The following is a 12,385-nucleotide window of genomic DNA, read 5'->3' as shown; positions in this document are numbered from 1 at the left end:
TCGTGATCAACGCCGCCTCCAACGTCCCGGCCTTCTACAGCCCGGTCGGCCGCCGCTCCGACGAGTTCGCCGTCGTCCGCGCAGGCCTGAACTACAAGTTCGGCTCGTACTGAGAAACGCCGACGGGTCTCCCTCCGCGCCTGCGCGGAGGGAGGCTTCCGGGGAACCGGGAATCCGTGCGGCATTGGTTCGCACCGCATCCTCCCTCGATCTGAGCATCCCCAGCCCGATCAGACTGGCCGCTTAGCCGAGGCGCGTCCCGGGAGCCCCTCCCGGGACGCTTCGCGTCGGGGCGCGCCCGATCCCTCAGGCGTGGACGGCGTGCTCTAGCTGCGCCTTCGACATCCGCGACCGGCCGGGCACGTTCTGCGCCTTCGCCCGGCGCATCAACTCGGCCTTCGTGGTGCCGCCCTTCGCGCCACCCTTGGTGTCGCCCTTGCTCTCCGTGCGCGCCGCGGCGGCCTTCTCGGCGGCGGCCCTGGGCTGCTTCGAGAACTGCTTGCCCTTGGCGGTATCGGCCCGCTTCTTGGCCGTGCTGGCGGCGTATTCCGTGTCGGTCAGGCTCTCGCGGGCCTTCTTGGGCAGGTAGCGCTCGCCGGTCTTGCCGCTCGCCTTGCCGGACTTCGTGTCCCACTCCTCCTCGGTCCATTGCTGGAGGTGGTTGTCGGCCGACTTCTTGCCCGCGTAGCCGCCGCCTTCCTTCTTGTACTCGGTGCTCGCCATCTGCGCCTTGCGCGCCGACCACTGGCCCGGCTTGCCGCCCTTGTCGGACTTCGTGACTTCTTTCTTGACCTTGTCCCAGAGTTTCGGGTCGGTCTTCTTGGCTGTTCCTGCCATCGTGGCGTCTCCGGATAGAGATTTGGCAGACAACACGAGGCCCGCCGCTCCGTTCCTGGAGCGCGTCCGCCGGCCGCGGGACCGGGTTGCCCGGACCGGGCGAGCCCTCCGCGCACGGCGCGGCATCGGCGAGCCGGCCCCGGCCGGGTACCGTTCGAACCCGCAGCCCCCCGACATCCCGCGGCCGCGCAGCCGAACCCCCGATGCGCCCGCGATGCCTCGGCGCCGATGCGTCGGCGGTCGGGTCGCGCCGCGGCGGCTTTGCCTCCGGTCTCGGCAGCGGAGTGCCTGGCCGGCGCAGTGCCTGGCCGGCGGAATGTTTGTTTCCAGACAATTATGGCCCAGGTCAGTTTCCATTCAGGGCCGATGACCGAAGGAGCCGCGCCTCGCGCGGGGCCAGCCCGGCGCGAGTCTGAACAGAAGGTCTGATCATGATGCACGTGAAGATGCTCGCAGCCGCCGCGACCGTCGTCGGCGGCCTCGGCGTCGCCTCCGCCGGCGCCGCGCCCCTGGCGCCCGTGGCGGCCGACACGATCACCGGCCCCGCGGCGGTCGGCACCGTGGCCTTCGGCTGCGGCCCCGGCTGGGCGCCCGGCCCCTACGGACGCTGCCGCCCGATCTACCGCCGGCCGCGCTTCTACGGCCCGCGCTGCTTCTTCCGTCCGACCCCGTTCGGCCCCCGGCGCGTCTGCCGCTACTGAGGCGGAGACGGGCCAAGCGGACGGAGGTCGCCTCCGCCGAACCGTAACGCAATCCACGGGTTGATCCGAGGGCGGGCGGCCTCTCCGCGGAGACGGCCGCCCGCCCCGTCTCGCGCGGTCGCGCCCCCCTGCACCGGGGCCGCGCCGGCCCCCGCGCAACGGGCGTCGTGACACAAATTCGCGCGGCCGCGCCGCGCATCGGGAGCGCCCATGGCCCGGGATCAGAGCGGAGGCGCGAATCCCTCGCCGGAGGAATGTGCGGCGGGCCTGCGCGCCGGCCGGAAGCACCTCGGCGCGGACGGGTTTCCGCAGGCCGCGCCGACGCCGGCGTCCGGTCCCGCGCGGGCCGCGGACGATCCGGAGACGCGGCGCGACGCCGAGGACGAGGCGCGGACGGCTCCCCTCTCCCGGACGGCGTAGGGCGCCCGCGTGTGCCCCGGGTCGCCGACGCCCCGGGAATAAACGCGGCCCCTTGCCGGTTTCCGATGCCATGGCGTAGCGCTCAGGGCGAGGCACCCATGGCCCCAGGGATCTTCGACCGGACCGGCGCAGCGCGGCGCGCCGCATGACGACCCTGGCCCGCGCGCGGTTCAGCCAGCTCGTCCTCCCGCGCCTCGACGAGGGCTACCGGCTCGCGCACTGGCTCACCGGCAACGCCACCGACGCCGAGGACGTGATGCAGGAGGCGTGTCTGCGCGCCTACCGGGCGATCGAGGGATTTGCGGAGGGCAATGCCCGGGCGTGGTTCCTGACCATCGTCCGCAACACCGGCTATTCCTGGCTGCAGCGGCACCGGCCCAGGGCGGTGATCTTCGCCGAGGATCTCGCCCCCGAGGCCCGCGCCGCCCTCGAATCCGGCAGTGCCCTGGCCGAGGCGCCGGTGACGCCCGAGGCGGCTCTCATCGCCCGCGACGACGCCGGGCAGCTCGCCCGGGCGGTCGAGGCCCTGCCGGTCGCCTTCCGGGAGACCCTGGTCCTGCGCGAGTACCACGGCCTCAGCTACCGGGAGATCGCCGCGGTGACGGGCGTCCCCGTCGGAACCGTGATGTCCCGCCTCGGCCGCGCGCGGCAGCACCTCCTGATCCGGCTCGCGGGGGACGGGCGATGATCGACGACGACGAAACGCTCCTGCTCCTCGGCGCCTACCTCGACGGCGAGCTGTCGGCCGGCGAGGTCCTGGCCATGGAGCGCCGCCTCGCGGCCGAGCCGGCCCTGCGGGCGGCGGCGGAGCGCCTCCGCGGCCTCTCGGCCGATCTGCGGGCGACGCCGGCGCCCCCGCCCGCCCCCGAAGCCCTGCGCGGCCGCGTGATCCACGCGATCGGATTCGCCGACCCGCCGCCGGGCGGGCGGTCGATGTCCGGATCCCGGCCCGGCTTGTGGCGCGGCCCCTGGGGCGGCTCTTGGGGCGGCTTGTGGCGCGGCTCTTGGCGCGGCTCCTGGCAGGCGCTGGCCGCGACGCTCGTCCTCGGCCTTGCCGGGGGGGCGACGCTGGGCAGCGGCGCCTTCCGCGTCGACCGCACCGGGACCGCGGTCGAGGCCGTGCTCGCCGGCCACCTGCGCGGCCTCGCGGCGCCGCAGCCCTTCGACGTGGCCTCGTCCGACCGCCACGTGGTCAAGCCCTGGTTCAACGGGCGCACCACGCTCGCCCCTGACGCGCCGGACCTCGCCGACCAGGGCTTCCCGCTGGTGGGGGGCCGGATCGACATCGTCGCCGGGAACCCCGTGCCGACCCTGGTCTACCGCAAGGACCGGCACGTGATCAGCGTCACGGTCCTCCCCGCGGCGGAGGGGCCGGGGGCCGGGGAGGAGCGGCGGGACGGGACGACGATCGAGCGGTGGAGCCTCGGCGATCTCACCTACTGGGCGGTGTCGGACCTCAACCGGCGCGACCTGCGCGCCTTCGTGGAGCTGTTCCGGTCCCGGACCGGCCGGCCGGGCTAGGGCCGCCGCCGGAAACCGCGCGGCCGGGAATAACCGTCCCCGCCGCCGGGTTCTTCATCCGGTCGCTCCGACGAGGCTCTGACGAGGATCCGCGCGTGATCGCTCAACCGGACCCGGATTCCCGCCACGGCCGGATGGCCGCCGCGCCTGCGCCCGGCCCCGTGCGCCCGTGGCGGCTCATCGCCGGCGGGAGCCGGTGCGCCGCGCCGGATCCGGGCCTCGTGGAGGCCGCGCTCCACCTCCTGGCCGAGCATCTCGAGCAGGGATTGGCGGTCACCGACCGGTCCGGCCGCGCGCATTTCCTGAACCGCGCGGCCCGGGGCGTCGTCCGCCGGGGCCTCCTGCGCCTGGAGCACGGCCGCCTGCGCGGCACCACGCCGGCGGACGGCGCGGCCCTGCGCCGGATTCTCGGCAGCGCCGCCGACGGACGCGCCGGCTCGGCGCGCCTCATGGGGGAGGGCGGGACCCTGCTGGTCGCCGCCTGCGCGATCCCGGCCCTCGGCCCCGCCGAATCGGACGCCGAGTTGGGCACCGACGGGGGCGGCGAGGGGGGCGCGGACGGAGGAGCCGTGCTCCTGCGCCTCATCGATCCCGCGGACGTCCCGCTGCCGGCCCCGGGCGCCCTGCAGGATCAGTTCGGCTTCACGCAGGCCGAGGCGGCCCTGGCGGTCGACATCCTGGGGGGGAACGATCTGGCGGCGAGCGCTCGCCGCCGCGGGATCACCCGGAACACGGCGCGCGTCCACCTGCGGCGCCTCTTCGAGAAGACCGGAACCCGTCGGCAGGCGGAGCTGATGCGCCTGCTCCTGCTCTGCCCGCAGCCGCTTGCCGCGTGCCGCGTGCCGCCCAAGGTCCCGCCGGTTCGGCACCCGGAAGCGGCTCACGGCCGGGCGCCGGCGTCAAAATATCCGCCCGGGATTCGATGAGTAGTCCAAACGGATGATGCGAGCGAATGACAATACAGCGACGCTGATTCAGCCGGACATTGATAAACAACAGATCTTCCGGCACGATGGAGGCTCCTTCATGCTCCTCTCTTTCCTGAAATCTGCCCAGAAGCGCCGCATGGCGGCGCGGAATTTCCGTCTCCTGTCGGCGCTCGACGACGAGATGCTGCGCGATATCGGCCTGGATCGGCGCACGCTCGCGACCTTCTGCGAGAACGGCTGCACTCACAGCCCCGCTCCGCCGAGCCGCCCGGCGGCCCCGTGGACGGCCGCGGTGTCGGCGTCCCTGGCGCCGGGCGCGCTGGGATCCGCCCTCCGCTGAGCCGTCCCGAGTTCCGGATCGCTCAGATGGCGATGCAGATCTTGCCGAAGTGGCGGTTGCTTTCCTGGTGGCGGAACGCCGCCACGAGTTCGTCGAGGGGGTAGCGGCTGTCCACCACCGGCCGGAGCCCGCAGGCCTCGATGCCACGGACCATCTCGATCTGGTGCCGGCGGCTGCCGACCAGCACGCCCTGCAGGCGGATCTGCTTCAGGAGCGCCGGCACCAGGGGCAGTTCCCCCGCGACGCCCGAGAGGATGCCGATCACCGAGATGTGGCCGGCGACCCGCACGGCGGCCATGGACTGCTCCAGCGTTCCCGGGCCGCCGACATCGAGGACGTGGTCGACGCCGCGCCCATCCGTGAGGCGCCGCGCCGTCTCGCCCCAGGCCGGGTCGGCGCGGTAGTTGAAGACGTGGTCGGCGCCGAGGCCGCGCAGGCGCTCCAGCTTCTCGTCGCTGGCGGAGGTGGCGATGACGGTGGCGCCCGCCGCCTTGGCGAATTGCAGGCCGAACAGCGACACCCCGCCGGTGCCCTGCACCAGCACGACGTCGCCGCCCTTCAGTCCGGCATCGGCATGGAGCGCCCGCCACGCGGTGAGCGCGGCGGTGGTGAGGGTCGCCGCCTCGGCGTGGTCCCAGCCCCGGGGCGCGTGGGTGAAGGCGGCCGCCGGCGCGGTCACCCGGTCGCGGGCGTAGCCGTCGATCCCGTCGCCCGGCACGGTGGCGAAACCCTCGACCAGCGGCGTGCCCTCGGTCCAAGTCGGGAAGAACGTGCTGACCACCCGGTCGCCGACCGCGAATTCGCTGGGGCCGGGCCCCACGGCCTCGACCTCGCCGGCGCCGTCGGACATCGGGACGCGCGGCTCGCTCGGCCCCCAGAGGCCGCTGACCACGGCGTAATCGTGATAGTTGAGGGAGCTCGCCCGCAGGCGGACGGTGATCGCGCCGGGACCGGGCTCGGGCACCGGCCGCGCACCGAAGCCGACCTTGTCGAAGCCGCCGCCCGGCTGGACGATCACGGCGCGGGCTGTCGATCCGGTCATCAGGCACCTGTCGCTCCGCGGCCTCGGCCGCCGGGGGCAGACCCTGACAGCGCGCGCCGCCGGCGTCGAGGGGCCGACCCGGTTCGGGGGAGGGCGGCGGGCGAAGGGCGGTCCCTCGACGCCCGCGACGCGGGCCCTTGCCGCTGCGCTGCCCCGGCGGCAAGGTCACGGATCGCATCCCGTCCGTGGAAGGAGGCTCGACCGTGTCGACCGAGCGCGTCGTTCTGACCGAAAGCATAGCGCCGACAGCGTCCAAGATCTTCGCGCAGGCCGGGATCGGCGCCATCCGGCACCTGCCGCGCGCCCTCGGCCCCGACGACACCCGCGATCTCGCCGACGCCACCGTCCTCGGCATCCGCTCGCGCACGCAGGTCACCGCGGCGCTCCTCGACGGCCTGCCCGGCCTGACCGCGATCGGCTGCTTCAGCGTCGGCACCAACCAGGTCGATCTGGAGACGGCGCGCGCCCGCGGCCTGCCCGTCTTCAACGCGCCGTTCTCGAACACGCGCAGCGTCGCCGAACTGACCATCGGCGAGATCGTGATGCTGCTCCGGCGGATCCTGCCGCGCTCGGAATCCGCCCATGCCGGCGGCTGGGACAAGTCGGCCACCGGCGCCTTCGAGGTGCGCGGCAAGACGCTGGGGATCGTCGGCTACGGAAATATCGGCGCGCAGCTCTCGAACCTCGCCGAGGCGATGGGCATGCGCGTCATCTTCTACGATCTCACCGACAAGCTGCGCCACGGGAACACCGAGCCGGCCGAGAGCCTCGAGGCGCTGCTGGCCGCCAGCGACGTGGTCAGCCTCCATGTCCCGGAGACGCCGCTGACCCACGGCCTCATGGGCGCCGGGCGCATCCGCGCGATGAAGCCGGGCGCCTGCCTGATCAACAACAGCCGCGGCACGGTGGTGGATCTGGACGCCCTGGCGGCGGCGCTGCGCGACGGGCATCTCGCCGGAGCCGCGATCGACGTCTTTCCGGTCGAACCCACGTCCAACGCGGAGCGCTTCGTATCGCCCCTGCAAGGCCTGCCGAACGTCATCCTCACCCCGCATGTCGGCGGCTCCACGGAGGAGGCCCAGGACCGGATCGGCGCGGAGGTGGCCCGCAAGCTGGTCGACTACATCCGGACGGGCTCGACGCTCGGCGCCGTGAACTTCCCGCAGGTCCAGCTGCCGCCGCGCCTGTCCGGCGCCCGCTTCCTCCACGTGCACCGGAACGTGCCCGGCGTGCTCGGGCAGATCAACGCGGTCTTCTCGGGCCGGTCGCTCAACATCGACGCGCAGCACCTGCAGACGGACGGCGAGTTCGGCTACGTCGTGGTGGACGCGTCGGTGCCGGCGGGCGAGGTGGAGGCGGTGCTCCGCGCGCTGCGGGCCATCGACGGTACGGTGCGGACGCGGCACCTCCGGCCGGCGGCGGGGTGACGCGGGCTGCGGCTGCCGTGCGGCTCCCCCTTGCGGGGGCGGGGGAGCCCTGGATCGGCCGGCCTCCCCGCCCGCTCACGGCCGCGGCAGGGTGTGCAGCGCCTTGAGGAAGGCGTCGACCTCCGCGCGGGTGTTGTAGAAGGCCAGCGAGGCCCGGACCGACTGGTCGACCCCGAACCGGCGCAGGGCCGGCAGGGCGCAGTGATGGCCGGAGCGCACCGCGATGCCGTGGGCGTCGAGGTGGCGGGCCACCGCCGCGTTCTCCTGCCCGGCGATCACGAAGGACATCACGCTCGCCTTCTCCCGCGCCGTGCCGATCAGGCGCAGCCCCGTCACGTCGGCGAGACCGGCCTGCGCGTAGTCCAGCAGGTCGTGCTCGTAGGCGGCGATCGCCGGCAGGCCGAGGCCCGCGAGGTAGTCGAGCGCCGCCCCGAGGCCGACCGCGCCGGCGATGTCGGGCGTGCCGGCCTCGAACTTTTCCGGCGCGCCCTTGTAGACCGTGCGGGCGAAGGTGACGTCCTCGATCATGTGGCCGCCGCCCTGCCAGGGGGGCATCGCCGCCAGCAGGTGCGCCTTGCCGTAGAGCGCGCCGATGCCGGTCGGCCCGAACACCTTGTGGCCGGAGAAGACCAGGAAGTCGGCGTTGAGGGCCTGCACGTCCAACGGCATGTGCGGCGCGGATTGCGCCGCGTCGACCAGCACCGGCACCCCGTAGGCGTGGGCGAGCTGGATGATCGCCCGCACTGGGTTCACGGTGCCGAGCGCGTTGGCCACCTGCGTCACCGAGACGATCTTGGTGCGGCCCGACAGGAGCGCCGCGTACTGCTCGAAGATGATCTCGCCCCGGTCGTCGACCGGGATCACCCGGAGCGTCGCCCCCGCCTGCTGCGCCAGCATCTGCCAGGGCACGATGTTGGCGTGGTGCTCGAGGGTCGAGACGAGGATCTCGTCGCCCGGGCCGACATGCGCCCGGCCGTAGGAATTCGCCACGAGGTTGATCGCCTCCGTGGTGCCGCGCAGGAAGACGATGTCGTCCTTCGTGGGCGCGTTGAGGAAGCGCCGCACCGCCTCGCGGCCGCCCTCGAACAGGTCGGTGGCGCGCGCCGCCAGGGTGTGGGCGGCCCGGTGGATGTTCGAGTTGTGCCGGGCGTAGAACTCCGCGGTCGCGTCGATCACCCCCTGCGGCTTGTGGGTGGTGGCGGCGTTGTCGAGCCAGACCAGCGGGTGGCCGTTGACGCTCTGGTGCAGGGCCGGGAAGTCCCGGCGGACGCGCTCCACGTCGAAGGGCGCCGCCACCGGGCGCGAACCCGGGTCGCGGGCCGGCTCGACCCGGGGGCTCGCCGGCGCCCGGCGGGCCGGTCCGGGGGCGAGATTCAGGAAGTAGTAGTCGCCGGCCGGCGCCGCGGGCGTCCGGGACGAACTCTCCTGCGGCGCGTCGCTTCCGGCCCCCGACGGGTCGGCCGGCACGAGGTGCGGGGCGAGCGCGTGCGCGAAGGCGGTGGCGCGGGGATGGTCCGCGGCGATAGGCCGGTACAGCTCCGGACCGCCGGGGAGGGTGGCCGCCGGCGTCGGGGCGCCGGCGAAGGAGAAGTCCGGCCGCGCGGTGCGCGGACCCGCCGGCTGGACCGGCGGGATCGCCCCGACATCGGCGAAGGCCGGGCTCGCCGGCGCGCGGTTCGGCACGGTCGGGCCTGAGAGGCCCGGCAGGCCGACGGGCGGCGCCCCGAAGGACCGCGCCGCCAGCGCCGACGCGTCGGGCTGCAGGCCGGCGGGCCGGCCGCCCGAAGGCCCCGAGGGGACGCCCACCGGGGCGCTCGGCAGCGGCGCGCCGCCCGGGCCCTGGGGTAGGCTCTCGAGGGCCTGCGGGACCTCGGGGCCGGCGGGGAGCGCCGGCGCGAAGGGCCGGCTCGCGGCCTGCCCCTGCCCCTGCCCGTAGATCTCCCGGGCGAGGCGCCCGACGAGATCCGCGTGCGCGAGGTCGCCCGGGCTCGCCCCGGGCAGCCCGAGGGCGGGGGCCTCAGGCGTAGTCATGGTAGGTGCCCAGCAGCACGTTATCGAGGCGGGCGATCGCGTCCTCGACCAGCACGGCGGCCGAGAAGTAGCGGGTCACGAGGTGCGAGGCGATCGAGTGGTCGTTGGTGCCCATGTAGCGCACCGACAGGCCGGGTTCGATCTCGCCGGTCACGCCGGACTTCTGCAGGCCGACCACGCCCTGCTCGCCCTCGCCGACCCGCAGCAGCAGGATCGCGGTGGTCTCGGCCCCGGTCACCGGGTCGATGTCGATCGGCAGCTTGTCGCTCGGCACCAGCGGCACGCCGCGCCACGTGAGGAACGGCGCGCCGAACAGGTGGACGACCACCGGCGGCACGCCGCGGCGGGTCGCCTCCCGGCCGAAGGCCGCGATGGCGCGGGGATGGGCCACGAAGAAGGCCGGCTTCTTCCAGACCAGGGTCAGCAGCTCGTCGAGGTCGTCCGGGGTGGGCGGGCCGCCGCGGGTGGGGATGCGCTGGCGCGGCCCGACCTCGCCCAGCAGGCCGAACTGCGCGTTGTTGAGGAGCTCCCACTCCTCGCGCTCCTTCACGGCGTCGACCGTGAGGCGGATCTGCTCGCGGAGCTGGTCGATCTCGTTGGAGTAGAGGTCGGTGACGCGGGTGTGGGTGTTGAGGATCGTCTGGATGGTCGAGAGGTGGTACTCGCGCGGATCGACCTCGTAATCCACGAAGGTCGTCGGCAGGCGCGGCTCGCCGGTATGGACCGCCAGCAGCTCGATCCCCTGCTCGCCGTACGAGTTGGTGTGGCCCTTGAGGCGGTCGCGCTCCTCGCGGTACTGGGCGATCTTGGCGCGGATCTCCTCGCTCTCCACCGCGGCGGCGTCGAGGGTCAGGAGGGTCACGGCCGACAGGGCCTTCACGGCTGGGGCGGGGGCGCGCTCACCGGCGAGACCCGCATCGCCGAAATAGTCGCCCTTCGTGGCCAGCCCCTGGCGCAGGCGGCCCTTGTAGGGGCCCGACAGGGTCAGCTCGACGGTGCCGTCGGCCACCACCGTGAGGCTGCGGCCCGCGGAGCCCTCCTCGTGGATCACCGTGCCGGCCTTGTGCTGGCTCTCGGTGAACTTGGCCGCCAGCGCCGCCAGCTCGGCATCGCCCAGCCGGCTGAACAGCGGCACGGCCCGCAGGGAGGCGGGACGGATCACCTTGCTGCCGCCCTTGTCCTCGGCGGCGAGATCGATCCGGCCGGGGCGGGCCAGCACGACGGCGCGGCGGTTGACGCGGTAGACCCCGCCCGCCACGTCCACGAAGGGCAGGAGCCGCAGGAGCCAGCGCGGCGTGTTCGCCGCGTTCTGGACCGAGGTGACGGTCGCCGTCGCTAGATTGCGTGCCGCCGTGGCGCTCACGCTCAGACCCGGTCCGCTCATCGTTCGTCCTCACGTCGTCAGGTTGCGGGCGCGCCGCATCGGCCCGCGCCGAGGCGGGCGTCCCCGCAGCGCGCGGGGCGGGCGCAAAGTATGGTTCAAGTCCCGGTGATGACGGCGAGCCGAAACATCGCGCCGACATCGGTGGAAGCATCGTCTTTCGAGAAGACGGGCAATCGACGCCCGCCCCACCGGCCGGACTCAGGAGATCCGTTGTCCGGCGATGCTTGGATAGAGTCCGATTCGGCCCAGCGTCAACGAAACGATGTTCTTAATTTCTCTTCTCTTTTGGAAGGTCACCTCCTGGCATGCACGATCCATAGGAGAGACCCTCGTCTTCTCGCGGGATGCAGAGAAGATCATTTTTTCCGCGCGCGCCCACGACGGGGGATCGACGCCTTTGTTTCGCGGGAAGGATTTTTCGACGCCTCAGATTCCGTCACCGTCGCCGAACGACTGGTTCATGGTCAGCGCCGGCTCCTCGTCGGCGGGGAGGCGCGAGACCACCCGGGCCGGCACGCCCGCCACCGTGGTGTGGGGCGGCACGTCCTGCAGCACCACCGCGGCGGCCGCGACCTTGGCGCCCGCGCCGACCCGGATGTTGCCCAGCACCTTGGCGCCGACGCTGAGCAGGACCCCGCGCTCGATCTTGGGATGCCGGTCGCCGCTCTCCTTGCCGTTGCCGCCGAGCGTCACCGACTGGAGGATCGAGACGTCGTCGGCGATCACCGTGGTCTCGCCGATCACCACCCCGGTGGCGTGGTCGATGAACACCCCCGAGCCGATCCGGGCCGCCGGGTGGATGTCGCAGCCGAACACCTCGGAGATGCGGCTCTGGACGTGCAGCGCCAGGGTCGCCCGGCCCTGGTGCCAGAGCCAGTGGCCGACCCGGTAGGCCTCCAGCGCCGCCAGTCCCTTGTAGAACAGGAACGGGTCGAGGTAGCGGCGGCAGGTCGGGTCGCGCTTCCGGATCGCCACGAGGTCGCGCACCGCGTGCGCGCTGGCCTGCGGGTCCGCCTCGAAGGCCGCGAGGCACAGGTCGCGCATCGACAGCCGCGCCAGGTCGCCGTCGCCGAGGCGGTGGGCGAGGCGGTAGGCGAAGGCCTGCGCGAGGGAGCGCTGGTCGAGGATCGTCGCCTGGATGATCCCGGCGTAGAGCGGCTCCTCGATCAGGGCCGCCTCGGCCTCGGCGCGCAGCTCCGCCCAGACCTCGGCCTCGGCGGTGCCGCGGCTCGTGGCGCGCAGGGGCGGCTGCGTCGGCGCCAGGGCGGGCGCCAGGGTGGGCGTCAGGGCCGGGGCCGGCAGGGCCGGGCGACCGCGGGACGGGCGGTCATACGCGTACGGGCTCACCGGAGGGGCCGCCTCAATGCACGCGCCGGAACAGGTCGGGCAGGTAGCGCTCCAGGGTGTCGTGCCCCTGGAACTGCACGTCCACCGTGGCGCCGCCGGCCTGGCGGTGGACGCCCACCACCCGGCCGCGGGCGTGGCGCCAGATCCCCAGGATCTCGGCGAGGTCGAGCCGCGCGAACACCACTTCGTCACCCTGCCTCACCGGGGTTGAGGCCGGCGCGTCGGCCGCCCCGGGCCGGCCGGTCGCGACGGCCCGATTCGGCGGCGGTCCGGATCGGGCCGGCGCCCGGCCCCGCCGGCGGGAAGGGTCTTCCGGATGCGCCCGGAACGCGGAGAAGATTTCGGTCGCGCGCTGTCCCATGAGGAGCATGGTCTTCGCTAAGTTATTGCAACTGCATAATAATTG

Annotated in this window: 13 protein-coding genes and 1 pseudogene; 8 read left to right on the top strand and 6 right to left on the bottom strand. The window is 73.6% G+C overall.

The features are described from left to right. Positions 1-113, top strand: a pseudogene (locus tag MFF58_RS27055) (porin family protein); the annotation flags it as partial. Positions 114-306: 193 nt separating this feature from the next. Here the strand turns inward: MFF58_RS27055 and MFF58_RS27050 are convergent. Beyond that, on the bottom strand, positions 307-837 hold the full coding sequence (locus tag MFF58_RS27050; protein WP_238292534.1) for a hypothetical protein: 531 nt from the start codon (positions 835-837) through the stop codon (positions 307-309). Positions 838-1,268: 431 nt separating this feature from the next. On the opposite strand from MFF58_RS27050, the gene MFF58_RS27045 reads away from it, so the two are divergent. The 6 genes from MFF58_RS27045 to MFF58_RS27020 all read left to right on the top strand — a co-directional run bounded on the left by MFF58_RS27045 (position 1,269) and on the right by MFF58_RS27020 (position 4,748). Then, positions 1,269-1,538, top strand: coding sequence for a GCG_CRPN prefix-to-repeats domain-containing protein (locus MFF58_RS27045; RefSeq protein WP_238292532.1), 270 nt, complete (start codon positions 1,269-1,271; stop codon positions 1,536-1,538). A 210-nt stretch (positions 1,539-1,748) separates the two neighbouring features. After that, a complete protein-coding gene (locus MFF58_RS27040) occupies positions 1,749-1,958 on the top strand; it encodes a hypothetical protein (protein WP_238292530.1) in 210 nt (69 codons plus the stop codon). A gap of 145 nt (positions 1,959-2,103) precedes the next feature. Further along, positions 2,104-2,646 (top strand): sigma-70 family RNA polymerase sigma factor, encoded by a 543-nt coding sequence (locus MFF58_RS27035; protein WP_238292528.1) that lies wholly within the window; start codon positions 2,104-2,106, stop codon positions 2,644-2,646. Continuing rightward, entirely contained in the window at positions 2,643-3,479 is an 837-nt protein-coding gene (locus tag MFF58_RS27030; protein WP_238292526.1) for an anti-sigma factor family protein, read from the top strand. The genes MFF58_RS27035 and MFF58_RS27030 overlap by 4 nt, the downstream gene beginning before the upstream one ends. Positions 3,480-3,574: 95 nt before the next feature. Continuing rightward, positions 3,575-4,405 (top strand): helix-turn-helix transcriptional regulator, encoded by an 831-nt coding sequence (locus tag MFF58_RS27025; protein WP_238292524.1) that lies wholly within the window; start codon positions 3,575-3,577, stop codon positions 4,403-4,405. A 13-nt stretch (positions 4,406-4,418) separates the two neighbouring features. Beyond that, on the top strand, positions 4,419-4,748 hold the full coding sequence (locus MFF58_RS27020; protein ID WP_238292522.1) for a YjiS-like domain-containing protein: 330 nt from the start codon (positions 4,419-4,421) through the stop codon (positions 4,746-4,748). A gap of 22 nt (positions 4,749-4,770) precedes the next feature. On the opposite strand, the gene MFF58_RS27015 is transcribed toward MFF58_RS27020, so the two are convergent. Further along, positions 4,771-5,790, bottom strand: coding sequence for a zinc-dependent alcohol dehydrogenase family protein (locus tag MFF58_RS27015; RefSeq protein ID WP_238292519.1), 1,020 nt, complete (start codon positions 5,788-5,790; stop codon positions 4,771-4,773). Between the two features lie 203 nt (positions 5,791-5,993). Between MFF58_RS27015 and serA the strand changes: the two genes are divergently transcribed. Then, on the top strand, positions 5,994-7,217 hold the full coding sequence (serA, locus tag MFF58_RS27010) for a phosphoglycerate dehydrogenase (protein ID WP_238292517.1): 1,224 nt from the start codon (positions 5,994-5,996) through the stop codon (positions 7,215-7,217). 75 nt (positions 7,218-7,292) lie between these two features. Here the strand turns inward: serA and MFF58_RS27005 are convergent, their stop codons facing one another. The 4 genes from MFF58_RS27005 to MFF58_RS26985 form a co-directional block, all read right to left on the bottom strand. Next, positions 7,293-9,248 (bottom strand): family 2A encapsulin nanocompartment cargo protein cysteine desulfurase, encoded by a 1,956-nt coding sequence (locus tag MFF58_RS27005; RefSeq protein ID WP_238292515.1) that lies wholly within the window; start codon positions 9,246-9,248, stop codon positions 7,293-7,295. Next, entirely contained in the window at positions 9,235-10,632 is a 1,398-nt protein-coding gene (locus MFF58_RS32380) for a family 2B encapsulin nanocompartment shell protein (protein WP_279603436.1), read from the bottom strand. Before MFF58_RS32380 ends, MFF58_RS27005 begins: the two co-directional genes overlap by 14 nt. A gap of 426 nt (positions 10,633-11,058) precedes the next feature. Beyond that, positions 11,059-11,907, bottom strand: a complete 849-nt coding sequence (gene cysE / locus MFF58_RS26990) for a serine O-acetyltransferase (protein ID WP_373323397.1) — start codon at positions 11,905-11,907, stop codon at positions 11,059-11,061. A gap of 85 nt (positions 11,908-11,992) precedes the next feature. After that, a complete protein-coding gene (locus tag MFF58_RS26985) occupies positions 11,993-12,181 on the bottom strand; it encodes a hypothetical protein (RefSeq protein ID WP_238292513.1) in 189 nt (62 codons plus the stop codon). Positions 12,182-12,385: the final 204 nt, after the last annotated feature.

Source organism: Methylobacterium longum (assembly GCF_022179385.1).
GTDB lineage: Bacteria > Pseudomonadota > Alphaproteobacteria > Rhizobiales > Beijerinckiaceae > Methylobacterium > Methylobacterium longum.
Note: the sequence above shows the minus strand (reverse complement) of the source record. Positions and strands in the feature narration are given on the sequence as shown.